Origin of the sequence: Polynucleobacter sp. MWH-UH24A, from assembly GCF_018687475.1 — a bacterium.
GTDB lineage: Bacteria > Pseudomonadota > Gammaproteobacteria > Burkholderiales > Burkholderiaceae > Polynucleobacter.
Genome location: NZ_CP061292.1, coordinates 631,742 through 657,250, shown reverse-complemented (window position 1 = coordinate 657,250; position 25,509 = coordinate 631,742). Strand labels below are relative to the sequence as shown.

Below are 25,509 nucleotides of genomic sequence, written 5' to 3'. Positions count from 1 at the left end.
CCTAGCATTTAATGAATGGAATTATCTAATTTTAAGGGTCTTCGCTAATATTTGCTTGCTAGAGAAATGATCAAAGTGTTCATATAATGGTCATATGACAAACCTTGCTGCAACCGATCAAATCGCCCCGCTACGGCACTTTGTGGCTCAAATGACCCAATTGGTCAGTCAGAGCCAAGCTGAGGAGATTGTGCGGCCCAAAGCCAAGGCTTTATTACACGAGTTAATCAAGACCGATGGTTGGTTGCCCGATTTTTGTACGGTTCCCCACCCCCAGTATTACCAGCAGTATTTATTACATGCTGATCCACTCGAGCGCTTCTCGGTTGTCAGTTTTGTTTGGGGGCCTGGCCAGGCCACTCCAATTCATGATCATATGGTTTGGGGCCTCATTGGTATGCTGCGAGGTTCAGAAAAAGGGCAGCGTTATGCCTGCAATGCTGCCGGTCAACTAGAGCCCATTGGTCACGAAGAAACCTTATTACCTGGTGACGTGGATGAGGTTAGCCCAACCATCGGGGATATTCATATTGTGAAGAATGCCTTTGACGATCAGCCCTCGATTAGCATTCATGTCTATGGCGGCAACATTGGGGCCGTGAAGCGCCATGTCTACGACCCACAAACTGGATCCGTCAAAAACTTTGTCTCAGGCTACTCCTCACCGCAAATTCCCAATCTTTGGGATCGCTCAGCTCAAATTCGCGCCGAACTAAATTAGTGCAACTTCACGTGGGGCTCGGTGCGACGCGTAATCATGCGCGCCAAGGTATCAAGACTCACCTTTGCCCAACCATGCAATGCCAGCTCATGCATTTTGTACAAGGATAAATACATCAGTTTGGCAAAAACACCTTCAATCATCAGGCTGCCACCAATAAGGCCGCCCATCATATTGCCAACGGTGCTGTACTTTCCAAGTGAGACTAACGAACCAAAATCGCGGTAGTGATAGGGCTTTAGGGGCTTATTTTCTAGGCGTAACTGAATTTGTTTGAATAAATGAGAGGCTTGTTGATGGGCTGCCTGTGCACGGGGTGGCACAAAGCCACCCTGCCCCTCGTTCGCTTCTGGCCAAGGGCAAGCTGCACAATCACCCATGGCGAAGATATCGGGATCACGCGTGGTTTGAAGTGTAGGCAGCACCACGAGTTGATTAATCCGGTTTGTTTCTAAACCGCCAATATCTTTCAAGAAATCAGGTGCCTTGACCCCGGCTGCCCAAACAATTAACTCTGCAGGCAAGCTCGTGTTATCACTAAATTGCACCTCTTTCGGAAACACCCGCGCCACTTTCTTATTCGTAATCACCTCAACACCCATTTTTTGCAGTAAGGCTTCCGTTGCAGTGGATAGACGTGCTGGAAGTGCTGGCAAGATTCGGGGGGCGGCTTCAATCACACTGACCTTCAAATCTTTATTGGGGTCTACGCGATCAAGCCCATACGAGACAACTTCGCGGGTAGTGCGATGCAGTTCGGCAGCGAGCTCAACACCAGTTGCCCCTGCGCCAATAATGGCCACATGCAGTTGATCGGGTGAGAGAGGATTACTTTGTGCCTGCGCCCGAATAATTGCATTGAGCATTTGATGATGAAAGTTTTTGGCATCATCTTGAGACTCTAGGCGCAAGGCATATTCTTCAACGCCAGGGGTCGCAAAATCATTGCTGAGGCTGCCAATACTCATGACAAGAATGTCGTAAGGAATTGAGCGTTGCGGAGTAATTTCAGTACCAAGGTGATCCCGATACGGTGCAACAATGACCTCTTTACGTTCACGATCCAAACCAATCATTTCGCCAATGCGATAGGTAAAGTGATGCCAGTGCGCTTGAGCAATGTAGTCCACTTCATGGTCACCGAGATCCATACTGCCCGCTGCAATCTCGTGCAGCTTGGGTTTCCATATATGGGTGCGATTTTTATCAATCAGCGTAACGGATAGCTTTCCCGGCTTTCCTTTGCGAGAGCCATAACGGTCCCCCAAACGAGTAGCCAGTTCCAGCCCACCTGCTCCACCACCCACGATGACGATTCGATGCATTACGAAATTCTTCTTATTCTGATTTGGCTCGTGATTTATTGTGCTGTCCAACCGCCGTCCATATTCCAAGCCGCACCACGGACTTCCGATGCATCCGATCCGCACAGAAATACTGCCAGTGCAGCCAGTTGCTCCGGCTTTACAAACTCGCCCGAGGGTTGCTTCTCGGAGACCAGCGCTAATTTGGCTGCATCATTAGAAATCGTCTCGCGCTGTGCACGTGCATCGACTTGCTTTTGTACCAAGGGAGTTAACACCCAGCCTGGGCAAATTGCATTACAAGTCACTCCGGTACGGGCGGTCTCTAGTGCAACCACCTTCGTTAAGCCGATGATGCCGTGCTTCGCTGCGACATACGCTGCTTTTTGTATCGAGGCCACGAGTCCATGAACGGAAGCAATATTAATAATGCGGCCCCAATTGCGTTTTTTCATTCCAGGAAGCGCCAAGCGGGTTGCATGAAATGCCGAACTCAGGTTAATTGCAATCACTGCATCCCAGCGCTCTACAGGGAAATCTTCTACGCTCGCAACATGCTGAATCCCAGCATTATTAATGAGCACATCAATTGCTCCAAAACGTTTTTCGGTAGCAGCAATCATCTGTGCGATCTCATCGGGCTTACTCATATCAGCGCCGTGATAATCGACCTCTACTCCATAAGCCTTAACCTCGGCGATCGCTGCATCCTTCTCGCCAAACCCATTCATCATCACATTAGCACCATGAGCGGCCATGGCTTTGGCCATCGCTAGACCAATACCACTCGTTGAGCCCGTGACTAAAGCGGTTTTACCTTTTAGAACCATCCTGAGAACCCTCGTATAAAGCAATAAAACAATTATCTTCTCATAGACCCACTAAGCGTCCCAATTCTTGCCAAAAGGACTTTGGTATCGAAGTCAGTAACCACGTCAGAGTGATGTACCGCAGTAGCTTACCAATCGCCGTATAAATCAGGCAAGGCAGCCATTTCAGTCGAAGCCAACCTGCAACCAAACACAAAGGGTCACCAATGATTGGCAGCCACGAGAGCAACAACATCGGTGGCCCGCGTTTTTCAAGCCAAGCTTGTGCGCGTGAATGGGTTTCGCCCCGCAATGACTCATAGGTATTCCGGGCAAGTAATCCCAAACCCCAATTAATCATCCCGCCCAAGGTATTGCCTAGGGTGGCAACTCCAATCGCCAACCAATAATCATCCGGATTTAAGCTGACATAAGCAAACAAAACGGGCTCTGAACCCATCGGGATTAGCGTAGCGGATACCGCTGCCACAATAAAGATTGCTGGCAAGCCCACGGTGGGCATACCAAACCAATCCATTACCGAATGAATAAAAGCTTCCATTACTGTAGGACGCCAGCGTCCTTCAAGGTCCGAATCTGCTCGACAGTAAATCCATGTTGTTTGAGAATGGATTCAGTATGCTCGCCAAGTGTTGGGGCACGATGCCGAATTTCCCCAGGATTTTGGGAGAGCTTCGGAATAATGCCTGGCATCTCCACCTTCAAACCCTCTGCACTCTCAATGGTTTCAATCACACCACGTGCGCGGTAATGCGGATCCTCAGCAATATCTTTAGCGGTATAAATACGACCAGCTGGGACAGCAATACTTTGCAAAGCACTTAGGATATCTTCAAGAGTTCTTTGCTTACTCCACCCCCCAATAATTTGATCAATTTCTTCTGCACGTTTTGCTCGCCCATCATTTCTGGCGAGATCGGGATCATTTGCTAGGTCTGCCCGGCCAATTAACTCCATTAGACGTTTGAACAAAGAATCCCCATTGGCAGCAATTAATACGTATTGGCCATCGCTACATGGATAGGCGTTTGATGGTGCAATACCAGGCAAAGCACCGCCAGCGGGTTGACGGATTGCTCCGAAGACGTGGTACTCCGGTAAAAGACTCTCGGTCAAATTAAAGACTGCTTCGTAGAGTGCTACATCGATCATTTGCCCTTGACCACCTCTGGCATCACGCTCATAGAGTGCGAGCAAAACACCAAGAGCACCATGTAAACCAGCGATGGTGTCCCCAAGCGATAAGCCCGCACGTGCGGGTACCTGTCCAGGATGCCCGGTTAAGTAACGCAATCCAGCGGTTGCCTCCGCAATCGCCGCAAAGCCAGGCTCATCCCGACGCGGTCCATCTTGGCCATAGCCAGAAACGCGCAACATGATTAACTTTGGATTTAAGGCATGCAATGCTTCCCAACCCATGCCCCATTTCTCCATCGTTCCAGGTCGAAAGTTTTCGATCAGAACATCAGCGTCTTGGGCTAAACGTCGCACAATATCCTGGCCCTCGGGTTGGCGTAAATCAATGCAAATGGATTGCTTGTTCCGCGACTGAGCCTGCCACCAGACAGAAGTACCCTCATGCAGCATACGCCATTTACGCAAGGGATCCCCCTCTTGGGGTGACTCGACTTTAATAATCTCCGCCCCAAAGTCTGCTAGTGTCTTGGCTGCAAAGGGGCCCGCAATCAATTGGCCAAGCTCTAGAACACGAATACCGGAGAGGATTTGTTGCATGGCAATCAGCCCCATCAATCAAGAAAGTATCTAGATTAAACTACAAGATTACAGATCCTGAGTTGGAGAATCTCAATGAAACAATGGTTGCTTAGCCTTACGCTGCTCAGTTTTTTCCACAGCTCATTGGCTTGCACAGCAGTCAATATTCAGGCCAAAGATGGTACGGTGATTGCCGGTCGAACCATGGAATGGGCCTTTGATATGAAATGGACTATCAATAGTATTCCCCAGGGAACTAAATTTCGCACCACGGCCCCTGAGAATCTCAAGTTGCCTCCAATTCAGTTCATCACCAAATATGCCGTAGTAGGAATCTCCCCAGGAATCTTGCCAGGTGCACCGGCTCTTCTCGAAGGACAAAACAGCGCGGGCTTAGGCATGAGCGGCAACTTCTTGCCAGGCTTCACCGAATACCAAACCGTTACCGCAAAAGATTTGGATTACGTCTCGATTCTGGATTTTGGGACGCTTGCTTTAGGTCTGTTTGCCAATGTTGCCGAATTACGCAAAGACTTGCCCCGTTACAAGGTTTGGTATGACTCAAGCCTTCAGGCAGGGCCTACGCCACCTTGGTTGCATTTTGTGTTTACCGATCGCACTGGTGCCAGCATTGTGGTGGAATTTGTGAAGGGTCAAATGCGCATTCATGACAATGTGGCGCAGGTATTAACCAACTCACCCACCTACGATTGGCATCTTCTCAATGCAAGAAACTATCTAAACCTTACTAACTTTGCTCGAAGCTCAGTAACGGTGAATGGGCAAAACGTCACAGAGCTTGGTCAAGGTGGTGGCCTCATGGGTTTGCCAGCCGATTACACTCCGCCCTCCCGATTTATTCGGGCGGCGTATTTACGCCAACTTGCAACTGCCCCGAACAATCGGGCTGAGGGTGTGCAACTCACCGGACATATTCTGAATAATGTCGATATCCCAATTGGTGTAGCTGCCACAAAAGATGGTGATAAGGTGATCTCCGATTACACCCAGTGGGTCAATATCAAAGATCTCAATAATCAGCAATGGCATATCTCGAACTATGCAAATCGCACCAGCTATGTCACTTTAGACCTAAAAAAGATTTTTGATAGTAATAAGTCAGGCACCTGGCCAGTCGATCAGCTCCCCTATCAAAGCATCGACATCACCAACAAAATCCTCAATTAATCATGCCACTCAGCATTCCAAAACCGGATCAATACCAAGAGATGCGCGAAGCGCTGCGTGACCTCTGCTCGCGTTATGACTCTGCGTATTGGCAAAAAATTGATCATGAACGTGGTTACCCCGAAGCGTTTGTGAAGGCGATGACCGATGCAGGATGGTTAGCGGCGTTAATTCCGGAGCAATATGGTGGCTCTGGACTGGGTCTTGCCGAAGCCTCCGTCATCATGGAAGAAATTAATCTCTCAGGAGGCAATGCTGGGTCTTGCCATGGACAGATGTACAACATGGGCACTTTGCTGCGCCACGGCTCAGACCAACAGAAGCAACTCTACCTCCCCAAAATTGCCTCCGGTGAATGGCGACTACAAAGCATGGCGGTCACCGAGCCCACTACCGGAACCGATACGACCAAGTTGAAGACCACCGCGACTAAAAAAGGTGATCGCTACATCATTAATGGCCAGAAGGTTTGGATCTCACGTATTCAGCATTCCGATTTAATGATTTTGCTAGCGCGCACCACCCCCCTTGCGGAGGTTAAAAAGAAGTCTGAGGGAATGTCGATTTTTATCGTTAATCTCCATGAAGCGATTGGCAAAGGGATGGAAGTGCGCCCCATCGCGAATATGGTCAATCACGAAACCAATGAGGTTTTCTTTGATCAATTAGAAATCCCGGCAGAGAATTTAATTGGCGCCGAGGGTCAGGGCTTTAAGTACATTTTGGATGGCTTAAATGCCGAGCGAACGCTAATTGCTGCGGAATGCATTGGTGATGCTTACTGGTTTATTGAGCGCGCGCGTCGCTATGCCACTGAGCGCGTGGTCTTTGATCGTCCGATTGGAATGAACCAAGGGATTCAGTTCCCGATTGCGGATAGCTACATTGAGACCGAGGCGGCGAACTTAATGCGCTTTAAGGCCTGTGAGTTATTTGATCGCCAAGAACCCTGTGGGGCTGAATCCAATATGGCCAAGTATTTAGCAGCGAAGGCATCCTGGGAAGCAGCCAACGTTTGCTTACAAACGCATGGAGGTTTTGGCTTTGCCTGCGAATACGATGTCGAACGCAAGTTCAGAGAGACCAGGCTCTATCAAGTTGCCCCAATCTCGACTAATCTGATCTACTCCTATGTGGCCGAGCACTTGCTTGGCTTACCGCGCTCTTTTTAGTCATGCGACCTTTGGACGGTATTACAGTCGTTGCTCTCGAGCACGTCATCGCAGCACCTTTTGCCACGCGTCAATTAGCCGATCTTGGCGCACGTGTTATTAAGATTGAGCGTCCCGGTGCAGGTGACTTTGCACGTAACTACGATCAACGTGCCAAGGGGATGTCTTCGCATTTCACTTGGGTAAATCGCTCCAAAGAAAGCTTAACCCTCGATCTCAAACACGAATCTGCCCTAGAAATTCTACGAAAACTCCTTGAGACGGCCGATGTGTTTGTCCAAAACCTCGCCCCCGGTGCAGCGGCTCGGATGGGTTTAACTCCTCAAACATTACAGGCAAGCAATCCTAAATTAATTTATTGCAATCTCTCTGGCTATGGTGAGAATGGGCCGTATCGGGATAAAAAAGCCTATGACCTTCTAATTCAGAGTGAGGCGGGACTCTTATCCATCACTGGCACCCCTGAGACCCCCAGTAAGGTTGGTATTTCCATTGCGGATATTGCCGCGGGTATGTACACATACACCAATATTTTGGCTGCCCTATTGCAGCGACAAAAGACGGGTAAAGGATCGGTCATTGATATTTCCATGCTCGAAGCACTTGGGGAGTGGATGGGCTATCCGATGTACTACAGTATGGATGGTGCTACCCCTCCACCGCGTACCGGTGCTTCGCATGCCACCATCTTTCCTTATGGTCCTTATTTGGCTGGTGATGGCAAAACGATTATGTTGGGCCTTCAGAATGAGCGGGAGTGGGCATTGTTTTGCGAGAAAGTACTTTTACAGCCCGAGCTCGCGACCGATGTGCGCTTTGATAAAAACTTCAAACGCAATGAGAACCGCGTGGAACTCAATGCGATTATCTTGAAGATCTTCTCTGCAATGACGAGCGAACAGGTTTTAGCCAAACTCGAGGAGGCGCAGATTGCCAATGCCTCTTTAAATGATATGCATCAGTTTTGGGATCACCCACAATTGCGTGCGCGCGAACGTTGGCATTCGGTGGAATCACCGAATGGCCTCATCCCTGCCTTATTACCTCCAGGTATCAATACTGCCTATGAGTATCGGATGGACAAAATTCCGGGAGTTGGTGAACACACCGAGGCAATCCTAAAAGAGCTGGGGTATTCACAGGAACAGATCAGTCAGTTCAAGGAAAAAGGCAGTATTTAACATTTTGGTGCATTTTTGCACCTTTTTGGTGTATTCATTACCATTGTGTGATTGCAGCAATTTACTGCTGCCTCACAAATCCTTGATCCTTCAGGGATTAATGATTGGCATGCTTCTTGCAGTAGCTCCTATAGACATTTCTATAAGGAGCCAGCAATGAGTATTCATAAGCCATTTGATCCTGATCGTCCTCTATTTAGTAGCCGCTGCAGTTGCGGCATGCACGCATCAGCTGCAGAGCACGAGGCCGCTAAATTACAAAAGATCAATGAAGAGCAAGAAAGTGCTAATTTCATTGAAGCAAGTCTTGTCAAAGCTCTTTTTCCTCAAGAGGCTCGCCGGCGTGCATTTTTAAGAGCCGTAGGAACTGGCGGTGCAATGGGTGCCCTTTCGGGATTTCTTCCAGTAGGTGCGTTACAGGCCATGGCTCAAGAAAAAGCACCCTTAGAAAAAAGGGATCTCAAGATTGGATTTATTGCGATCACCTGCGCCACACCACTCATCATGGCCGACCCTCTGGGTTTTTACAAAAAACAAGGATTAAATGTCACATTAAATAAGACTGCTGGTTGGGCATTAATTCGCGACAAAATGCTGAGCAAAGAACATGATGCATCGCATTTTCTCTCGCCAATGCCAATCGCCATGTCGATGGGACTCGGCTCCGATCCAAGTCAAATGCGTGTTGCAACCATCCAAAACACTAACGGTCAAGCGATTACTTTAGCTAATAAACATAAAGACAAGCGCGACCCGAAGATGTGGAAAGGCATGAAGTTTGCTGTGCCCTTTGAATATTCCATGCACAACTTCTTACTTCGCTATTACGTAGCCCAGGCTGGACTTGATCCCGATAAAGATATCCAGATTCGGGTAACGCCACCACCTGAGATGGTTGCCAATTTACGCGCGGGCAATATTGATGGTTTCCTTGGGCCCGATCCATTTAATCAGCGTGCCGTATATGACGAAGTAGGATTTATTACCATTCTGACGAAAGATATTTGGGACGGTCATCCTTGCTGTGCATTTGGTACCTCTGAGGAGTTTATTCGGAAGAACCCCAATACCTTTGCAGCGTTGTATCGCGCCGTCATCAACGCATCCACAATGGCTCGCAACCCCGAAAACCGTCCATTGATTGCCAAAGTGATCTCTCCGCAAAACTACCTCAATCAACCCGAAACAGTCGTTATGCAAGTATTGACTGGTAAGTTTGCTGATGGACTAGGTAACGTACAAAACGTACCAGATCGAATCGATTTCAATCCGATTCCTTGGTACTCGATGGCTACATGGATGCTCACCCAAATGCAGCGGTGGGGATATGTCAAAGGTGATGTGAACTACAAGGATATTTCGGAGAAGGTATTCCTACTCACCGATGCGAGAAAGTACATGCAAGAAACGAATGCGCCGATTACTGCGCAAGCGAAGGCTAGTACTGGAAATCCAAAGTTCAAGATTATGGGTCGTGAATTTGATCCTGCTACTGCGGCTACCTACAGCAAGTCGTTTGCGATCTCAAAAACATAGGATCAATGATGAACTCCATCAAGCTAAAAGGTGCCCTGCTGTCCGTCATTCTATTTTTAATGATGTTGGCAGTATGGCATCTAGCCACGGCTCCTAAGTCAGGTATTAATCAACCAGATCGGGCATCGACCACGACCGCATCGAGTGGGAATTCTGAATATGACCTACTAATGGGTAAGGGCAGCAAGGATGTAGCCCCTGCTCAGAAATCTGGATTTCCAACCTTAACGCAAATGGGGGAGACTTTTTACAAACAACTTTCTGATCCCTTTTATGACAAAGGTCCAAACGATAAAGGGATTGGGATTCAGCTGGCGTATTCATTAGCCCGCGTTAGTCTTGGTTTTTTATTAGCGCTTGTTGTGGCGTTGCCAGTTGGCTTTCTAATTGGCATGTCCCCACTACTTTCGGCGGCGCTTAATCCATTCATTCAGATATTAAAACCAATCTCTCCCCTTGCCTGGATGCCAATCGCACTCTATACGATCAAGGACTCATCGATATCTGGTGTTTTTGTGATTTTCATCTGCTCAATCTGGCCGATGTTAATTAACACAGCCTTCGGGGTTGCCAGCGTTCGCAAGGAATTGCTCAATGTTGCCAAAACTCTTGAAGTCAATCCGATCCGTAAAGCATTTAAAGTGATTCTGCCGGCGGCAGCACCAACCATTCTCACAGGAATGCGGATTTCTATGGGAATTGCCTGGCTAGTGATTGTTGCTGCTGAAATGCTCGTTGGCGGGACTGGGATTGGCTATTTCCTCTGGAACGAATGGAACAACTTAGCAATTTCAAGTGTGCTTTTTGCCATTGTGGTGATTGGTTTTGTGGGCATGCTCCTCGACATGTTGTTCGCCAAATTACAAAAGATGGTGACTTATGCAGACTAATATTGATTTCTTGAAGGTTGAAAATCTCTCCAAAACGTATGTCGCTGGATCTCCTCCTGTTTTTGAGAATGTCAATTTCGACATCCAACAAGGTGAATTTGTTTGCATCATTGGCCACTCGGGCTGTGGCAAGACGACTATTTTGAATGTCTTAGCTGGCTTAGAAGAAGCAAGCTCAGGATACACCTATATGTTGGGTCGAGAAATTAAAGGGCCCAGTCTAGAACGTGGTGTGGTGTTTCAAGGTCATGCGTTGATGCCTTGGATGACTGTATTGCAAAACATTAATTTTGCAGTGAAATCGAAATACCCAGACTGGCCCAAAGCAAAAATTACGGCCCATTCCGAGAAATACATTGAATTAGTTGGCTTAGGTGCCGCAAAGCAAAAAAGGCCTTCTGAATTATCAGGAGGTATGAAACAACGCGTTGGCATTGCCCGTGCATTTGCCATTGAACCAAAAATGCTGTTATTGGATGAACCGTTTGGCGCGCTGGATGCCCTAACCCGTGGAGTCATTCAAGACGAGCTACTCAAGATTTGTGCTTCAACCAAGCAAACCGTATTCATGATTACGCATGATGTGGACGAAGCGATTTTGTTATCCGACAAAATTATGCTCATGAGCAATGGTCCAAATGCGCGGATCGCCGAAATTGTTGAGAACACGCTTCCCAAAAATCGTGAGCGCGCCACCATGCACCACGATCCCATGTACTACCCGATGCGAAATCATCTCGTTGACTTCCTAGTACATCGCTCAAAATTGGTGCAGCAAAGCTCGCATGCCACTCATAACCAAAATAATGTTCGGGATATAACCCAGCGCTTAAAGCCTCGACTTGTAAGGCCAGGAAAAGAACAAATGGTTTCAAATCAATCAACTCAAATGAACTAAGGAGCATTCAAAAAATGATGAATCGTGAAGTTGTCACTCAAAAAATTATTGAGGCCAAAGTTAAGAAGAAATTAAAGTGGGCCGATATTGCCAAATCGATTGGGGAATCCAAAGAGTGGGTTACCGCAGGATGCTTAGGTCAAATGACTTTTACTAAGGCTCAAGCAGAAGCCGCTGGAAAATTATTTGATCTAACCGATGAAGAGATGGCGTGGTTACAAATTGTTCCATACAAAGGGTCGTTACCAACGGCCGTACCAACTGACCCACTTATTTACCGCTGGTATGAAATTGTGAGCGTCTACGGCACAACCATCAAAGAATTAATTCATGAAGAATTTGGCGATGGCATTATGAGTGCAATTGATTTCTCGATGGATATTCAACGGGAACCCGATCCAAAAGGTGATCGTGTTCAGGTTGTCCTATCCGGGAAATACCTGGCTTACAAAACGTACTAATCCAAGTAAACCCTAGCAAGTCCTCATTCGCTAGGGTATTAAAGTAGGGGCGATGCCAGGTGCGCAGTGTTCTCCAGCAGTCTGCGCCACCGTGGTCGTCGTTCCCACCCGATCCGATTAATAATCTGTGAGCGTTTTAGATAGCTGGTCGTTAATTGTTTGAGTTGAGTACAGAAGGTTTGGTCGTACACAATGAGGCTGATCTCAAAATTAAGGCGCAAGCTACGTTGATCAAAATTGACTGAACCAAAAATAGCAGTGCGTTCGTCAATTAAAAGACTCTTGGTGTGTAGTAAACCGCCTTTGAATTCTGCAATTTCGACTCCGGCGCCCAGTAAAGCACTATAGAAACTGCGACTACTCCATGCAACTAAGGTTGAATCATTTAAGCGTGGCACGATTAACTTGACCTTCACTCCTCGGTGAGCCGCGGCCATTAAGGCCTGCACCAAGCCTTCATCCGGGACAAAGTACGGGGTGGTAATGACAAGCTCTTGACGAGCGTCTAATATGGCAGAAAGCAAGACTTGATAGAGGATGTCGTCTCGATAGACTGGTCCCGATGAGAACTCCTGAGCCAAAGCGTTACCAGCTGGCTTCTTATGAAGACCATCGCGATCATGAAAATGCATCACTCGTGGGTTATCAACGCTCCAATCGTACGAAAAGGTGAGCTCAAACTGTGAAACAACTGGTCCCTGGATTCGGACCATGGCATCAACCCACTCCCCCACCCCGGAATCCTGTTTAAAGGTTCGGGGATCAACCAAGTTCATACTTCCGGTCCATGCAATCTCGCCGTCAATGATGAATATCTTGCGATGCAAACGTAGATCAGCACGCCGAAACTGAAAACGACCAAACTGAATTGGTAAGGCCTCAGTCACCTCAATCTTGGCTTTCGCAAAGCGATCGGGCCAGGCAGATTTAAACCAGCTAGAACTTCCCAAAGAATCAAGCAAAACGCGGCACTTCACTCCGCGCTTGGATGCTGCAATCAGGGCCTCGCCGACTCGATCGGCATCACCGCCCAATGACCAAATATAAAACTCCATGTGGATCGATTGTTGGGCACGATTGATCTCATCAATGAAGTGCTGCAAGATTTCAAGCGAGTTCGTAAAGAGTTCAATACGGTTCCCAGCGGCTACTGGTGTGCCATTCTTAGCTTGCGCAAGCAAACTAATTGCATGCGCATCGGCATGCAGAAGAGATCGATCAGGCTCATGCAGTTGTCGCATTGCCTTACTAATCTTGGCATATTCCTTTTCCATTCGAATGATCTTGCTCGTTAGCGTTCGGCCAACTGGCCGCTCACCAATCGTCAAATAGAGAATCAGTCCAACAATAGGAAAGGAAACAATAATCAGTAACCACGAAACTGCCACGCCTACTGGGCGCCGAACCCAGATAATCCGCAAGAAAAATAGGATTGCAATCACCACATGCAGGATCACAAACCACGGAACGTGATACCCAAAAATAGTGCCGGTGAACAGGTGCATCATGTTAGTGACCTAATTCTGCGTATATCGCCAAATGATCCGATAGTTTGGACCATTCGGTCAATACTTGCGCTTTATGAATCTTCAGACCGCGTACGTAGATTCGATCCATCGCTAACATTGGCTTAGCACTTGGAAAAGTTTTAGCCGGTACGCCATACAAACTCTCAAACGCGTCCACAAAGCCTGCTTCGCTCATCGGCTCACTCGCTGAATTACGCCAGTCATTAAAGTCGCCCGCAATAATGCTGGGTTCATGCTTCGATAGGGTCTCAATATGCTGTAAGATAGCGTCCACTTGGCGCTCTCGCCCACGTTGTAGCAAGGCAAGATGGACACAAAAACAATGAATTAATGGGCCTTCTGCTAATTGAATGGTGGAATGCAAAAGGCCACGGCGTTCAAACCGATAGGCTGAGATATCGTAATTATGTCCTTTGTGCAGTGGAAATTTAGAGAGAATGGCATTACCGTGATGGCCATGTCGATATTCGGCATTTTTTCCATAATGCCAGTCCGCATAAAATCCATCGGCCAGAAAATGAGTAATCTCATGCTTAGGCCAGGCAACTAACCGTTTCTGCCGACGTAAGTTTTCCTGCTGCAACTCTTGAATAAAGATTAAGTCGGGATGATGAGACCTCAAACGCTGGCGCAAACGATAGACAGTCGAGTCAATTTTTAGTGGGGACATCCCTTTGTGCATATTAATCGTGATAACTCGCAAGCCTGAGGCAGGCAGAATCGCACTAGGATGATTGTTGCTGACGTCGAATGCGCGCATGATAAATTTCAGTTTGAACAAGCTCTTCGCATTGCATGCATTTATTGCAAATTGATGCCTCTTGGCGCAACTCCTCAATGGAGTTAATTTCATGAGTTGCTAGATACTCTCGCAAATCCTCATCCCAAATTTGATTACATAGACATATGACGTCAGCCATAGTGTGCATGATACTGAATTACCGTGCCTTCAATTGCAGAAATGCAATTGCCTCGGGGATTGTGGTAACAACAGTAATATGGGAAAAATGACGCTCAATTAAAAACCCATTCTCGTATTGCTTCTTAGCAAAGGAAAGTAGGTCATCGAAGAAGCCATCAAGATTCACGATCAAAATCGGCTTGGAGTAGGCCTTCACATGATTGCCGGTCCAAACCTCAAAGAGCTCCTCGATCGTGCCAATCCCGCCAGGCAAAACAATAAAGATATCCGAGAGATCAACCATCATCTCTTTACGCTCGATCATACTTTCAACCACATAAAGCTCGGATAGATCTTGAATGACGGGTTCGGCCTCCGTAAGGAAGTTGGGAATAATCCCGATTACCGTTCCATGCGATGCGATTGCTCCTCGAGCGAGCTCGCCCATTAACCCTCCACCGCCGCCCCCAAAGACAAGTCTCCAGCCATGCTTAGCGATTTCAGAACCCAATTGCTTACTCGCAGTTGACCATCCTGGATTTGATCCAGTTCGAGATCCACAAAAGACGCAAATGGTGATTGACATCGCATCATTGTGCCACTGTGACCCAAGTGGGATTGATTGTTAGAATCCATAGAATCTTCTTATCAATAGTGACTCATGAGCTCAACGTTTTTGGATGCCTTTGCACTCTTGGCCCATCTCGATGCGGCCATCGTGCGTATTGTCATCACCTCCTTACAGGTCAGCATCACAGCGTTGATACTGGGAACCCTGGTCGGGCTTCCCCTTGGAGCTTGGCTTGCTACTGAAGAGTTTGCAGGTAAACGCGTAGCGATTGTGATCCTCAATAGCATGATGGGGATACCGACGGTCATTGTGGGTGTTTTGGTGTACTTGATCTTGTCAAGAAGTGGTCCCTTTGGGGAATGGGGCTGGTTGTTCACTGTTAAAGGGATGATCGTGGCACAGTTTTTTATCACCACCCCTTTAATTGCAGCCCTTAGCCGCCAATTACTAGAAGACTCGTGGAAGATTCATCGGGATACCTTTATGGCCTTGCGCCTACCTTATTTTTCCCGTCTGAAATGGTTGATTTGGGATTGTCGCTTCTCATTAACAATCGCCATTCTGGCTGGCTTTGCCCGCGCGATCTCGGAGGTCGGGGCGGTAATGATTGTTGGCGGCAATATTGATCGAGTAACGCGCACGATGACCACTGCGATTGCTCTTGAGACCAGCAAGGGTGATCTTGCATTTGCTTTATCGCTTGGTATCGTCCTGCTTGGTATTGTGATATTGGCAAATATATTCATATTTGTGGTTCGACAGATTGCGGAGCGGCGGTATGGATAAATTACTAAGCCTGCGTAATGTTGGGGTCATCCGAGATGGGCGCACCATTTTGCAATCCGATGATCTCCATATTCCATTAACAGGCATTACTGCCCTGATTGGTCCAAATGGGGCTGGTAAAACGACCTTGTTGCGCTTAATCCATGGCTTAATTGAACCCTCGATTGGTCAATGCGAGCGACCGTTTGCGCCCAATGAGAGCGCCCTGGTCTTTCATTACACGCCGATGCTCAAGGCAACCGTTCGTGAGCACCTCACCCTCTTAAGAGATACCGATCGAACCATTCGCGATGAGGCAATTGATGAAGCCTTGCAATCGGTTGGAATTGCGCATTTAGCCAATAATCCCGCGCAACGCCTCTCTGCTGGAGAGCGTCAAAAGTTATGCTTTGCTCGTGCTCGCTTACAAAACCCAAAATTGGTCCTGCTTGATGAGCCAACCGCCAATCTAGACCCCAACGCAAGCGATGATGTTGAGCAGATGATTGCTCAATTAGCCAAGGATGGGAAAGCCGTTTTATTTGCCTCCCACAATATGGCTCAGGTCAAGCGTTTAGCAACCCATCTAATCTTTATGCAAGACGGCAAAATCCTTGAAATAAGCTCGCCCGGGGTCTTCTTTAAAAACCCTCAGACCAAAGAGGGATCCCAGTTTCTTGCTCGAGAATTTATTGCACAATAACTGAATCATTCAATATTAGGAGACCTTATGCGACTTGTCAGCTCAAGTTTTCAAGATGGTGCGGTAATTCCTGGTCAGTATGCGTTTTGTATCCCCAATGATCGTGGGCATGTGTGTCTTGGATCAAATCACAACCCCCATTTGCGCTGGGACGATGTTCCCGCTGGTACACAATCATTCGCTTTGATTTGTCATGATCCCGATGTTCCTTCAAAACCCGATGATGTCAATCAAGAGGGTAAATCGGTTCCCGCCTCTCTGCCTCGTATTGATTTCTTTCACTGGGTCATGGTCGATATCCCTAAAACGATTACTGAGATCGCAGCGGGTCACTATTCAACTGAAGTAGTCCCCCGTGGCAAACCCGGTCCTGGAACGCACCATGGAGCCCAGCACGGTATTAATGATTACACCGCATGGTTCTCAGGTGACGCTGAAATGAAGGGGAATTACTTTGGCTATGACGGCCCATGCCCCCCATGGAATGACAGTATCTGGCATCACTATATTTTCACGGTCTACGCCCTAAATACAGCATCGTTGGGCCTCGGTACCACCTTTGATGGCAAAACCGCTCTTGCGGCTCTACAACGTCATATTTTGGCTAGCGCTCAGATCACGGGTCGTTACACCCTTAATCCCGCTGTTAAATAAAAAATCCCCAAGTGAGAACTTGGGGATTGCTTTGAAAAGTAACCCGGCTATTTTTTAGCAGGTGCCGCTGCAGGCGCTGGCGCAACTGCGGCTGTTGGAGGCGGTACAAATGGGGGTGGCGCTGCGCAAGGCGCTGGATCAGGCGTGCCAGCCGTTTTGTATTTCACCGCAACCGCATTAATCGATTGGCAAAGCTGAAAGTTAGCAACGGTTCCAGCATAGGCCGTTTTTGCTTTAGCAAGTGCCGCTGCTTCGGCTTGCTGTGGAGTTGGGGGTGGCAACGCAGCTAAGGCAACCGATGAACCAAATAAACAAGCGATACTGACTAACCAACGTTTCATTGTGCTTATCCCTTTCCTAATTTTTTATACCAAAGTTCATGATGCTCTTTGGCCCAGGTCTCATCGCAATACCCTGTTTTCATGGCATCGATCGAACCTTGCATACCAATCGTACCAATGTAGATGTGTCCGAGTGCGAGTGCGGTCATCAAAATCGCTCCGACACCATGAATGATGTTTGCAATCTGCATCGTACCGCGCCAGTATTCGATTTGAATAAATGGCACGATCATATCAAGTACCCATCCGGAAGCGGATACCGCTGAACCCAAAATCACCATTCCAACCCAAAACCAGAATTTCTCACCGAAATTGAAAAATCCTGCAGGAATATGTTTTCCTGAAATTAGGCCACCAAAACCCAAGGCCCAGTCAAGATCACCCTTCTCAGGGAGATTTCGGCGAACAAATAGAAGGAAGAACACCACAATACTGACAGTAAATGCGGGTCCAACAAAGTTATGCACATTCTTACAAACAAGTAAAAAGGCTCCAAAAAATGCTGGTCCCGTTAATGGCAATAAGAAATATTTGCCCCAAAGAATCATGATGCCTGTAAATGCCAGAGCAACGAAGGTAAAGGCCATCGTCCAATGGGTAATGCGCTCTAACAAAGTGAAGCGCTGAATTTTTCGACCTGACATTGGCTCATGGAGCTTGATGGTCCCTTTGAGGACGTACATCGCGACCACACCACAGAGCGCAAAGGTCAATAGCCAAGCTCCATAAACCGTAATTACGCCATTGCGAATTAAGCGCCATTCTTGACCTGTTTTCTGAATTAATACACCAGCCTCTTTATTCGGTATAGAGACATAGTTCACTGTTTCACTATTGACCGCTCTCCAAATTGGCGCATTGTTACCCGGTTGATTATTTCCAGCCTCAATGGCAGCTTGCGAGGTCGCATTTGGGGCTCTACCAACATCCATGATGTTGACTGATTCCACTTTTTGCGGGGTTGGTGACTGAGCGGTTCCCTGCTGAGCAAAACTGAAAGAGCTGACGGCAAGGCTTGAAACCACAAGGATGGTTCGAAGCATAGAGCCAAACGATACATTCATTGGTTTATCCCCAAATTGTTTTAATTTTTATTTGATTCGGCTGTACTCGGATTGAAGCTGATTACGCTTCGTAATCTCGGCATTCCAGCTCGCTTGATCACCTGGCTTCCAACCTTTGGCCATAAACCCGTTATCGGCTCCCATGTAAGGTGCAATATCGGGTCGCTTGGATGCTGAGGTACCAACGGCTGCCTCGTTGCAACCTGCCACCAAAAGGGAGGCTGCAACAAGGGTGCCAGTCAGGGCTAATTTCATGATTTACCTCCAGCAGCTGGTTTAGCAGCAGGTGCGGGGGCATTTGGTTTACCGTAAGCGGTTGCCCAACCGAATACATCAGCGCCTGCATTCTTACCAGCAGCCATGCGCTTGACCACACGGGTACGGAATACATCGGCAATCACGTCACCATCACCACCAATCAGTGCTTTGGTTGAGCAAAGCTCTGCGCACAATGGCAACTTACCTTCGGCGAGGCGATTACGGCCATATTTCTCAAATTCAGCAACGCTACCGTTTTTCTCGGGACCGCCACTGCAGAAGGTGCACTTGTCCATCTTGCCGCGTAAGCCAAATGTGCCAGAGCTTGGGAACTGAGGTGCTCCAAATGGGCAGGCATACGAGCAATAGCCGCAGCCAATGCAGGTGTCCTTGTTATGGAGAACCACGCCCTCATCGGTGCGATAGAAGCAATCCACTGGGCAGACTGCCATACACGGCGCATCAGCACAGTGCATACAGGCTACTGAGATCGATTTCTCAGCACCAACGATACCGTCATTAATGGTCACAACCCGTCGGCGATTAACGCCCCAAGGTACCTCGTTCTCGTTCTTACATGCTGTTACGCAACCGTTGCATTCAATACACCGTTCTGCGTCGCAGATAAATTTCATTCTTGCCATAGTTGATCTCCTGACTTTGCGGTGTTAGTTAAGCAGCCTTTTCGATCTGACAGATCGTGGTCTTGGTTTCTTGCATCATGGTGACACGGTCATATCCATAGGTAGTACCGGTATTGACAGCCTCACCACGAACGATCGGATACGCTCCTTTTGGATAAAAATCGAGCAGATCCTTACCTTCCCACCATCCTGAGAAGTGGAAGGGCACGAAAGCAGTATCTGGTGCAACGCGTTCGGTTACCAATGCGCGTACCTTGATCTTGGCTCCGGTTGGCGATTTCACCCAAACAAAATCCCAGTTTTTAATACCGCGCTTGGCTGCTGCACTTGGATTAATCTCCACGAAGTTCTCTTGCTGCAACTCAGCAAGCCATGGGTTTGAGCGAGTTTCCTCACCGCCGCCCTCGTACTCCACCAAACGACCTGAGGTCAGAATAATGGGGAACTTCTCATAGAGCTTATCTTCGATTGCTTTGTTTTGAACTGTCTTAAACAAAGTCGGTAAGCGCCAGAAAGTCTTCACGTCGTCGTGGGTTGGATACTTCGCAACCATGTCTGGACGAGTGCTATAAAGCGCTTCACGGTGAATCGGAATGGCATCTGGGAAGTTCCACACCACCGCACGCGCCTTCGCATTCCCAAATGGGTGGCAGCCATGGTTTTTCATGGTGACACGGATGATTCCACCAGAAAGGTCTGTCTTCCAGTTCTTTCCTTCAGCAGCTTTTTTCTCATCCTCGGTTAGCTCATTCCACCAACCTAACTTCTTCAAGAAAATATGATCGACCTCAGGGTAACCGGTCTTAATGTCGGCACCTTTCGAGAACGAGCCATCCGCAGCCAAGAGGGACTTACCATCCTTCTCGACACCAAAGTTGGCTCGGAAATTACCACCACCATCCATCACGTGCTTGCTGGTGTCATAGAGGTTGGGTGAGCCAGGGTGCTTGAGGGCAGCGTTACCAAAGCAAGGCCATGGCAGTCCAAAATAATCCCCTGCCGTATCGTAGCCACTCACAGGATCTTTACCGCCACGTGAACGCAAGGTCTTTGGATCAAAGACGCTCATCATTCGCATATGCGCCTTTAAGCGCTCTGGGGTATGACCGGTGTAACCAATGGTCCAAACCGCTTTGTTAATTTCACGCAGAATGGATTCGACCTCAGGCTCTTTCCAGTTCTTACCTGCAAACTTGGAATCGAGCATCTTGTAGTTTTTCGAGAGCTCTTTTCCAAAGCCCAAACGGTCAGCAAAGGCTTGCATGAGGACATGGTCAGGAACAGACTCGAAGAGCGGATCAATGACCTTCTCGCGCCACTGCACTGAACGATTCGATGCCGTTGCTGAGCCTGAGCACTCAAATTGGGTTGTGGTTGGAAGCAAATAAACCGCACGATTTTTATTGACCTCTCCTCCTGGAGCAGGAGGCATTGCTGCCATTGCTGCAGTTGCGCTTGGATAAGGATCAACCACAACGAGGAGATCCAATTTATCCATGGCGCGCTTCATATCGAGACCACGGGTTTGGGAGTTTGGTGCATGGCCCCAGAAAAACACGCCTTTGACCGCGGTTGCCTGATCGACCATGTCATCTTTTTCAAGGACCGCATCAATCCAACGGGAGACAGTCGTTCCAGACTTTTCCATCATGTCGGGGGCATAGCGACCCTTGATCCACTCATAATCAACATCCCATACGGTAGCGTAGTGCTTCCACGAACCTGCGGCTAGGCCATAGTAGCCTGGCAGGGAATCGGGGTTAGGACCAACGTCGGTTGCACCCTGAACGTTATCGTGGCCACGGAAGATGTTTGCGCCGCCACCAGAAACGCCAATATTGCCAAGCGCTAATTGCAAGATGCAAGATGCACGAACCATGGCGTTACCAATCGTGTGCTGCGTTTGTCCCATACACCAAACAATCGTTCCTGGACGATTCTTGACCATGGTTTCTGCAACCTTCTTCACTTGCGCCTCTGGAACTCCGCAAGCCGCTTCGACATTTGCAGGAGTCCACTTCTCCATCACCTCTTTACGAATGTCGTCCATTCCAAAGACGCGATCGTTGATGTATTTCTTATCTTCCCATCCATTTTGGAAGACGTGATAAAGCACACCGAAGAGGAATGGGATGTCGGTACCGGAACGAATCCGTACATACTGATCCGATTTCGCCGCAGTACGGGTATAACGTGGATCAACAACGATTACTTTGCAACCATTCTCTTTTGCATGGAGCATGTGCAACATCGACACAGGATGTGCTTCAGCAGCGTTGGAGCCAATGTATAACGCAGTCTTTGAATTCATCATGTCGTTATAGCTATTGGTCATCGCACCGTAGCCCCAGGTATTGGCTACACCCGCAACCGTGGTGGAGTGGCAAATACGTGCTTGGTGGTCGGTATTGTTCGTACCGTAGAACGATACAAACTTACGGAGCAAATAAGCTTGCTCGTTGTTGTACTTGGATGAGCCAATAAAGAAGATGGAATCCGGCGTGTATTTTGAACGCAGATCCTTCATCTTGGCGGTAATTTCATCGAGCGCTTGGTCCCAAGAAATTTTCTGATACTTACCATCGACTAATTTCATTGGGGTCCGTAGGCGGTAGTCGCCATGACCATGCTCCCGTAATGCCGCACCCTTCGCACAGGCGCCACCCATGTTAATGGGGGACTCAAACACGGGGTCTTGACGAACCCAAACCCCATTTTCAACAGTGGCATCAAAAGAACATCCCACAGAGCAGTGGGTACAAACTGTTCGTTTCACTTCAATCTTACCTTTGCCATCGAGCATCGCCTTGGTCTCAGCCGCATTGGCTTTTTGAAGCATGTTCAATTGCGTGGCAGCAATACCAGCACCAACACCAATACCGGAACGTTTTAAGAATGTTCGACGATCCATGGTCGGTACCGCTGAGCGCAGTCCGCGCGAGAGGCTACCGATCAATTGGGATGGAACCCGGCTAGAGGCTGAGGTGGATTTGCGAGTTAGGCTCATGGTGAGACTCCTGCGATGTGCAAATAATAAATTGGTTAGTTCAATAAAAAACGCTCAATTAAACGAGCGTTGTTTGGTAATACTTCTTAATGTGAGCAGTTAAGTGATAGCCATCAGGTTTGGTGGTTACCGCTTCAGCAACATTTTGAACAACGGCTTGCCCTAATGGAGTTTGGGAAGCAACCGCAGCTGCACCAACTGTGACTCCTGCGCCAATAAAAAATGTACGACGCGAGGATTTCGTTTTTTCATTTGCTTCTGGTTTTTTGCTGTCCATAAATATTCCTTTATACGAATATAGTTATTGCATTTCTACTGATTTAGTTTAGAAGAACTGAATTATTTATGTAAGTTTTTGCATGTTTTTTTCGCTAGGACTTACCCTTAAATACCAAAGCTATTGTGTCAATTAAATTTAACTAAACCATATCAAAACTTTGACTTTCGATTGCCAAAAACTCCCGGGTTAAAGCCGAAACTGCTTTGTAGAGATGGGTTTCCGGGTCGGCATCGATAGCGTCACATAAATCGTCATACCAAGCCCGGATGTGATCGTTGAAAAAAACCCTTTGGTTAGTAAGGTTAGAAACGCCCACATCCTCCCCCGCGATCAAGTAACGCATGACTTCAAATAAGGCGGCGATGTGATCCTCGGTTTCCGCGACTGAATCCGATGCTTCCAGTCCAAATTGCAGAAGTGAGCGCCTGATATCGAGAAGTGGTTTTTCATGAAGATGCCCAGCAAGGTAATACGAACCGTATAAAAAAACATTCGGCTTACCCACCCCCAGAAAACTACTGTCGTATTCCGCTTTCCAATCCGCTGCTTTGCTGTTCTTAGCTGCTTCGACCAAATTCATCCAAACATTGGCTAATGGCGCCTGATTATCTTGCGCCTCAGAATTTCCTGAAGCGCTAATTTGGTCAAGAAATATCTGATCCGGTGGCTGAAAAAATAAGTTAGCAAGGAGGCCATACAAGTCGGCACGCGCTAAGTCCTCAGCGAGGCCATCTTGGCTAAGTTCTGGTGTCTGGGGGGTATTTGCTTCGCTCATGAATTTTGTTCACAGTTCTTTTTTCATCATGTCCACAACACGGCAATCGCTACACATCTTCAAACGATCAAGCGCATCACCAGAAAATGCATGATGTGTACCAATACGGCCAAGCATTAATTCGACCATCTTTAGGGTTCCAAATGCTTTTCCACAGCCAATGCAATGAAATGGCTCGGTCTTATTTAGCAAGACTTTTTGCTTTCGTTGTTCGATTGAGCTCAAACGGGGACTTAAGGCAATTGCCTGCTCAGGGCAGGTTTGCTCGCACAATCCGCACTGCACGCACTGTTTTTCAATAAATGAGAGCTGCGGCTCATCGGGGTTATCCAACAAAGCACCCTCTGGGCAAGCTCCCACGCAGGACATGCATAGAGTACAAGCATCTTTATTCACCACAATTGCCCCCAAGGGTGAGTGGGCTGGTAATGGCAACCCCTCGGCGGGCAAAGCCTGAGGAGCAAATTGCAGGAGATGCTCCAAGCTCATTTCAAGGGTCTCGCGCTTTTGGGTAGCTAGTGCAAAACTGGCTGGCGGAGCCATCAATTTTTGGGCTTTACGGGTCAGCAACTCCATCATGACCCGATTGACTGTATCCACGTCTGAGCTTGAGGAGGCCATCATGCAACGCACACGCAAGCCATAGCCTAATGCTTGCGTAATCGAATTGGCTAGATCTGCCTGCTCGGTAAGCGCATTTCGGTATCCAGGGTCTTCGTCACCACTCAGTAGTAAAACAACCTCACCAAAACCATAGGACATGGCCCCAAACCACAAGTCAATTCCGGTAGAGGCAATATGTTCAACGGCAAATGGAATGACAAATGCTGGTAATCCAACAACTTCTTTAGGTTTTGTCCGCGCAGCACGGCCAACGTTCTCCAAAAGAGTAGTGCCGGCCTGTTGGCTATGAATTAATACGGTTGGCGCATTCTGACCAGGCTTCGAGCTACCAATAGTGCTCAAGTACGTTTGTGCCAGTGCTTTGATCTGTCGGCCCTGGTACGCAACGCTTGGAAAGTTGTAGCGCATCGCCCCTGAGGGGCAAACAGTGGCACAGGCGCCGCATCCCATGCAAAGATTGGGATTGACTTCTACCTTACCCTGACCGTCCTTAAACACCGACTGGATTGCTTGCGTTGAACACACATCAATGCATGCGGAGCACCCTACTTTGCCATTACGCCCATGGGCACAAATTTTTTCGGTATACACAAAATACTTTGGCTTCTCAAACTCACCGACCATTCCAAGTAATTGGTTAGCTGCCATTGATTGCTTGAAACGATCTGAGCCGGGAGCAAAATATCCTTGTGGTTTTTGACTAATTTGAATACTGGGATTGGTTTGTAGATCAAGAATCAGATCAAACTCACCCTCACGAGAACGCTCTACTCGATCAAAATTAATTGCGCCGATACCGGCGCATGCAGTAACACATGCACGATGTGACTTGCATTTATCCAAATCAATCTGAAATGACAAATCAATCGCATTTTCAGGGCATACGGCAACGCATGCTCCGCAGCGTGTACACATCTCTGGATCAATGGGATTGTTTAGTTCCCATTTGGCGATAAAGCGCCCTAGATAACCTTCAAGGCTTGTCATCTTTCCGGTAAAAACGGGATAGCTGCGACCAGTAGGCAAAGGACTGGGCTCGGTTGATAAAACATTCACTTCCAATGACTGACCCAGTTGCTCAGCCCAATACAAAGCTTGCTCTCCAGGGCCAATAATTAGGATACGCCCATCGCTGTGATAGTCGACAATTGGAACCGGGTCTGGCTCGGGCAAATCGGTAACCGATAGCAATGCTTTAATTTTTGGATGTGCTTCGGTAGCATTCTTGGACCAACCCGCCATCTCACGAATGTTGACAAATTTAAGGGGCGCAACCAGGGGTTTTTCTGCCTGAGTCGCAAGCTCAGAAAACAGGGCGCGCTCTTGCGTGCAAGCCACCACAATCGGCTCAGACTCATTTAAAGCATTTAAAAACTGTCCAACTTCCTGACGACACAAAGCCGTATGAATGGGCAAACCCAATTCCTTAGGGTCAAGGGGCATACTGCGATTGCAATCGCAGACTAATTTTTTACTCATCACTGTATTAAAGCAAA

At 47.9% G+C, this 25,509-nt stretch carries 27 protein-coding genes; 11 read left to right on the top strand and 16 right to left on the bottom strand.

Annotated elements, in window-relative coordinates; genetic code table 11:
• Positions 1-94 precede the first annotated feature (94 nt).
• Positions 95-721, top strand: a complete 627-nt coding sequence (locus ICV32_RS03440; RefSeq protein WP_215371940.1) for a cysteine dioxygenase — start codon at positions 95-97, stop codon at positions 719-721.
• Here the strand turns inward: ICV32_RS03440 and ICV32_RS03435 are convergent.
• From ICV32_RS03435 to ICV32_RS03420, 4 genes are read right to left on the bottom strand one after another with little or no spacing between them, the layout of a single operon-like run.
• Positions 718-2,046, bottom strand: coding sequence for an NAD(P)/FAD-dependent oxidoreductase (locus ICV32_RS03435; RefSeq protein ID WP_215371938.1), 1,329 nt, complete (start codon positions 2,044-2,046; stop codon positions 718-720). The two genes, ICV32_RS03440 and ICV32_RS03435, sit on opposite strands and share 4 nt — an antisense overlap.
• 35 nt (positions 2,047-2,081) lie before the next feature.
• Positions 2,082-2,855, bottom strand: a complete 774-nt coding sequence (locus ICV32_RS03430) for a 3-hydroxybutyrate dehydrogenase (protein ID WP_215371936.1) — start codon at positions 2,853-2,855, stop codon at positions 2,082-2,084.
• Positions 2,856-2,895: 40 nt separating this feature from the next.
• On the bottom strand, positions 2,896-3,396 hold the full coding sequence (locus tag ICV32_RS03425) for a YqaA family protein (RefSeq protein ID WP_215371934.1): 501 nt from the start codon (positions 3,394-3,396) through the stop codon (positions 2,896-2,898).
• A complete protein-coding gene (locus ICV32_RS03420; RefSeq protein ID WP_215371932.1) occupies positions 3,396-4,589 on the bottom strand; it encodes a CaiB/BaiF CoA-transferase family protein in 1,194 nt (397 codons plus the stop codon). Before ICV32_RS03420 ends, ICV32_RS03425 begins: the two co-directional genes overlap by 1 nt.
• 75 nt (positions 4,590-4,664) lie before the next feature.
• Here ICV32_RS03420 and ICV32_RS03415 point away from each other — a divergent pair, with 75 nt between their 5' ends.
• The 7 genes from ICV32_RS03415 (at position 4,665) to cynS (ending at position 11,897) form a co-directional block, all read left to right on the top strand.
• Positions 4,665-5,759 (top strand): choloylglycine hydrolase family protein, encoded by a 1,095-nt coding sequence (locus ICV32_RS03415; protein WP_215371931.1) that lies wholly within the window; start codon positions 4,665-4,667, stop codon positions 5,757-5,759.
• Between the two features lie 2 nt (positions 5,760-5,761).
• Positions 5,762-6,931 (top strand): acyl-CoA dehydrogenase family protein, encoded by a 1,170-nt coding sequence (locus tag ICV32_RS03410; protein WP_215371929.1) that lies wholly within the window; start codon positions 5,762-5,764, stop codon positions 6,929-6,931.
• A 2-nt stretch (positions 6,932-6,933) separates the two neighbouring features.
• The gene (locus ICV32_RS03405; protein ID WP_215371927.1) at positions 6,934-8,112 is read left to right on the top strand and encodes a CaiB/BaiF CoA-transferase family protein; all 1,179 of its coding nucleotides are present in this window, start codon (positions 6,934-6,936) and stop codon (positions 8,110-8,112) included.
• A 156-nt stretch (positions 8,113-8,268) separates the two neighbouring features.
• Positions 8,269-9,648 (top strand): CmpA/NrtA family ABC transporter substrate-binding protein, encoded by a 1,380-nt coding sequence (locus tag ICV32_RS03400; RefSeq protein ID WP_215371925.1) that lies wholly within the window; start codon positions 8,269-8,271, stop codon positions 9,646-9,648.
• 5 nt (positions 9,649-9,653) lie between these two features.
• Entirely contained in the window at positions 9,654-10,538 is an 885-nt protein-coding gene (gene ntrB / locus ICV32_RS03395; protein ID WP_215371923.1) for a nitrate ABC transporter permease, read from the top strand.
• On the top strand, positions 10,528-11,436 hold the full coding sequence (locus ICV32_RS03390) for an ABC transporter ATP-binding protein (RefSeq protein ID WP_215371921.1): 909 nt from the start codon (positions 10,528-10,530) through the stop codon (positions 11,434-11,436). The genes ntrB and ICV32_RS03390 overlap by 11 nt, the downstream gene beginning before the upstream one ends.
• A gap of 17 nt (positions 11,437-11,453) precedes the next feature.
• Positions 11,454-11,897 carry a cyanase gene (gene cynS, locus ICV32_RS03385; protein ID WP_215372525.1) on the top strand — a complete coding sequence of 148 codons (444 nt, stop codon included), beginning with the start codon at positions 11,454-11,456 and terminating at the stop codon, positions 11,895-11,897.
• A 38-nt stretch (positions 11,898-11,935) separates the two neighbouring features.
• Here cynS and cls read toward each other — a convergent pair whose 3' ends face one another.
• From cls to ICV32_RS03365, 4 genes are read right to left on the bottom strand one after another with little or no spacing between them, the layout of a single operon-like run.
• Positions 11,936-13,405 (bottom strand): cardiolipin synthase, encoded by a 1,470-nt coding sequence (cls, locus tag ICV32_RS03380; protein WP_215371920.1) that lies wholly within the window; start codon positions 13,403-13,405, stop codon positions 11,936-11,938.
• Position 13,406: 1 nt separating this feature from the next.
• Positions 13,407-14,186: an endonuclease/exonuclease/phosphatase family protein gene (locus tag ICV32_RS03375; RefSeq protein WP_215371918.1), complete on the bottom strand. Its 780-nt coding sequence runs from the start codon at positions 14,184-14,186 to the stop codon at positions 13,407-13,409.
• Positions 14,152-14,346: a (2Fe-2S)-binding protein gene (locus tag ICV32_RS03370; protein WP_215371916.1), complete on the bottom strand. Its 195-nt coding sequence runs from the start codon at positions 14,344-14,346 to the stop codon at positions 14,152-14,154. Before ICV32_RS03370 ends, ICV32_RS03375 begins: the two co-directional genes overlap by 35 nt.
• An 18-nt stretch (positions 14,347-14,364) precedes the next feature.
• Positions 14,365-14,913, bottom strand: coding sequence for a TIGR00730 family Rossman fold protein (locus tag ICV32_RS03365; protein ID WP_215371914.1), 549 nt, complete (start codon positions 14,911-14,913; stop codon positions 14,365-14,367).
• A gap of 75 nt (positions 14,914-14,988) precedes the next feature.
• Between ICV32_RS03365 and ICV32_RS03360 the strand changes: the two genes are divergently transcribed.
• From ICV32_RS03360 to ICV32_RS03350, 3 genes are read left to right on the top strand one after another with little or no spacing between them, the layout of a single operon-like run.
• Positions 14,989-15,684, top strand: a complete 696-nt coding sequence (locus ICV32_RS03360) for an ABC transporter permease (RefSeq protein ID WP_215371913.1) — start codon at positions 14,989-14,991, stop codon at positions 15,682-15,684.
• Positions 15,677-16,366 (top strand): ATP-binding cassette domain-containing protein, encoded by a 690-nt coding sequence (locus tag ICV32_RS03355; protein ID WP_215371911.1) that lies wholly within the window; start codon positions 15,677-15,679, stop codon positions 16,364-16,366. Before ICV32_RS03360 ends, ICV32_RS03355 begins: the two co-directional genes overlap by 8 nt.
• Before the next feature lie 27 nt (positions 16,367-16,393).
• Positions 16,394-17,020, top strand: a complete 627-nt coding sequence (locus ICV32_RS03350) for a YbhB/YbcL family Raf kinase inhibitor-like protein (protein ID WP_215371909.1) — start codon at positions 16,394-16,396, stop codon at positions 17,018-17,020.
• Between the two features lie 47 nt (positions 17,021-17,067).
• On the opposite strand, the gene ICV32_RS03345 is transcribed toward ICV32_RS03350, so the two are convergent.
• From ICV32_RS03345 to ICV32_RS03310, 8 genes are all read right to left on the bottom strand, one after another.
• Positions 17,068-17,361, bottom strand: a complete 294-nt coding sequence (locus tag ICV32_RS03345) for a hypothetical protein (RefSeq protein WP_215371907.1) — start codon at positions 17,359-17,361, stop codon at positions 17,068-17,070.
• Between the two features lie 5 nt (positions 17,362-17,366).
• Positions 17,367-18,404 carry a formate dehydrogenase subunit gamma gene (locus ICV32_RS03340; protein WP_251371918.1) on the bottom strand — a complete coding sequence of 346 codons (1,038 nt, stop codon included), beginning with the start codon at positions 18,402-18,404 and terminating at the stop codon, positions 17,367-17,369.
• A gap of 48 nt (positions 18,405-18,452) precedes the next feature.
• Positions 18,453-18,680, bottom strand: coding sequence for a hypothetical protein (locus tag ICV32_RS03335; RefSeq protein WP_215371903.1), 228 nt, complete (start codon positions 18,678-18,680; stop codon positions 18,453-18,455).
• Complete coding sequence (gene fdh3B / locus ICV32_RS03330; protein ID WP_215371901.1) at positions 18,677-19,327, bottom strand: formate dehydrogenase FDH3 subunit beta; 651 nt, start codon at positions 19,325-19,327, stop codon at positions 18,677-18,679. The genes ICV32_RS03335 and fdh3B overlap by 4 nt, the downstream gene beginning before the upstream one ends.
• 28 nt (positions 19,328-19,355) lie before the next feature.
• On the bottom strand, positions 19,356-22,334 hold the full coding sequence (locus tag ICV32_RS03325) for a formate dehydrogenase subunit alpha (RefSeq protein WP_215371900.1): 2,979 nt from the start codon (positions 22,332-22,334) through the stop codon (positions 19,356-19,358).
• Between the two features lie 58 nt (positions 22,335-22,392).
• A complete protein-coding gene (locus ICV32_RS03320; protein WP_215371898.1) occupies positions 22,393-22,611 on the bottom strand; it encodes a formate dehydrogenase in 219 nt (72 codons plus the stop codon).
• A 142-nt stretch (positions 22,612-22,753) separates the two neighbouring features.
• Entirely contained in the window at positions 22,754-23,389 is a 636-nt protein-coding gene (locus tag ICV32_RS03315; protein ID WP_215371896.1) for a molecular chaperone, read from the bottom strand.
• A 9-nt stretch (positions 23,390-23,398) separates the two neighbouring features.
• Positions 23,399-25,492 carry a 4Fe-4S binding protein gene (locus ICV32_RS03310; protein WP_215371894.1) on the bottom strand — a complete coding sequence of 698 codons (2,094 nt, stop codon included), beginning with the start codon at positions 25,490-25,492 and terminating at the stop codon, positions 23,399-23,401.
• Positions 25,493-25,509: the final 17 nt, after the last annotated feature.

What these genes read in the sequence shown, in the direction of transcription:
- ntrB (WP_215371923.1), top strand. Translation starts at nt 9,654, where the DNA reads ATGATGAACTCCATCAAGCTAAAAGGTGCCCTGCTGTCCGTCATTCTA.
- cls (WP_215371920.1), bottom strand. Translation starts at nt 13,405, where the DNA reads ATGATGCACCTGTTCACCGGCACTATTTTTGGGTATCACGTTCCGTGG.
- ICV32_RS03430 (WP_215371936.1), bottom strand. Translation starts at nt 2,855, where the DNA reads ATGGTTCTAAAAGGTAAAACCGCTTTAGTCACGGGCTCAACGAGTGGT.
- ICV32_RS03315 (WP_215371896.1), bottom strand. Translation starts at nt 23,389, where the DNA reads ATGAGCGAAGCAAATACCCCCCAGACACCAGAACTTAGCCAAGATGGC.
- ICV32_RS03415 (WP_215371931.1), top strand. Translation starts at nt 4,665, where the DNA reads ATGAAACAATGGTTGCTTAGCCTTACGCTGCTCAGTTTTTTCCACAGC.
- ICV32_RS03400 (WP_215371925.1), top strand. Translation starts at nt 8,269, where the DNA reads ATGAGTATTCATAAGCCATTTGATCCTGATCGTCCTCTATTTAGTAGC.
- fdh3B (WP_215371901.1), bottom strand. Translation starts at nt 19,327, where the DNA reads ATGGCAAGAATGAAATTTATCTGCGACGCAGAACGGTGTATTGAATGC.
- ICV32_RS03335 (WP_215371903.1), bottom strand. Translation starts at nt 18,680, where the DNA reads ATGAAATTAGCCCTGACTGGCACCCTTGTTGCAGCCTCCCTTTTGGTG.
- ICV32_RS03405 (WP_215371927.1), top strand. Translation starts at nt 6,934, where the DNA reads ATGCGACCTTTGGACGGTATTACAGTCGTTGCTCTCGAGCACGTCATC.
- ICV32_RS03375 (WP_215371918.1), bottom strand. Translation starts at nt 14,186, where the DNA reads ATGCGCGCATTCGACGTCAGCAACAATCATCCTAGTGCGATTCTGCCT.
- ICV32_RS03410 (WP_215371929.1), top strand. Translation starts at nt 5,762, where the DNA reads ATGCCACTCAGCATTCCAAAACCGGATCAATACCAAGAGATGCGCGAA.
- cynS (WP_215372525.1), top strand. Translation starts at nt 11,454, where the DNA reads ATGAATCGTGAAGTTGTCACTCAAAAAATTATTGAGGCCAAAGTTAAG.
- ICV32_RS03420 (WP_215371932.1), bottom strand. Translation starts at nt 4,589, where the DNA reads ATGCAACAAATCCTCTCCGGTATTCGTGTTCTAGAGCTTGGCCAATTG.
- ICV32_RS03325 (WP_215371900.1), bottom strand. Translation starts at nt 22,334, where the DNA reads ATGAGCCTAACTCGCAAATCCACCTCAGCCTCTAGCCGGGTTCCATCC.
- ICV32_RS03440 (WP_215371940.1), top strand. Translation starts at nt 95, where the DNA reads ATGACAAACCTTGCTGCAACCGATCAAATCGCCCCGCTACGGCACTTT.
- ICV32_RS03340 (WP_251371918.1), bottom strand. Translation starts at nt 18,404, where the DNA reads ATGCTTCGAACCATCCTTGTGGTTTCAAGCCTTGCCGTCAGCTCTTTC.
- ICV32_RS03435 (WP_215371938.1), bottom strand. Translation starts at nt 2,046, where the DNA reads ATGCATCGAATCGTCATCGTGGGTGGTGGAGCAGGTGGGCTGGAACTG.
- ICV32_RS03350 (WP_215371909.1), top strand. Translation starts at nt 16,394, where the DNA reads ATGCGACTTGTCAGCTCAAGTTTTCAAGATGGTGCGGTAATTCCTGGT.
- ICV32_RS03425 (WP_215371934.1), bottom strand. Translation starts at nt 3,396, where the DNA reads ATGGAAGCTTTTATTCATTCGGTAATGGATTGGTTTGGTATGCCCACC.
- ICV32_RS03320 (WP_215371898.1), bottom strand. Translation starts at nt 22,611, where the DNA reads ATGGACAGCAAAAAACCAGAAGCAAATGAAAAAACGAAATCCTCGCGT.
- ICV32_RS03365 (WP_215371914.1), bottom strand. Translation starts at nt 14,913, where the DNA reads ATGTCAATCACCATTTGCGTCTTTTGTGGATCTCGAACTGGATCAAAT.
- ICV32_RS03355 (WP_215371911.1), top strand. Translation starts at nt 15,677, where the DNA reads ATGGATAAATTACTAAGCCTGCGTAATGTTGGGGTCATCCGAGATGGG.
- ICV32_RS03345 (WP_215371907.1), bottom strand. Translation starts at nt 17,361, where the DNA reads ATGAAACGTTGGTTAGTCAGTATCGCTTGTTTATTTGGTTCATCGGTT.
- ICV32_RS03310 (WP_215371894.1), bottom strand. Translation starts at nt 25,492, where the DNA reads ATGAGTAAAAAATTAGTCTGCGATTGCAATCGCAGTATGCCCCTTGAC.
- ICV32_RS03360 (WP_215371913.1), top strand. Translation starts at nt 14,989, where the DNA reads ATGAGCTCAACGTTTTTGGATGCCTTTGCACTCTTGGCCCATCTCGAT.
- ICV32_RS03390 (WP_215371921.1), top strand. Translation starts at nt 10,528, where the DNA reads ATGCAGACTAATATTGATTTCTTGAAGGTTGAAAATCTCTCCAAAACG.
- ICV32_RS03370 (WP_215371916.1), bottom strand. Translation starts at nt 14,346, where the DNA reads ATGGCTGACGTCATATGTCTATGTAATCAAATTTGGGATGAGGATTTG.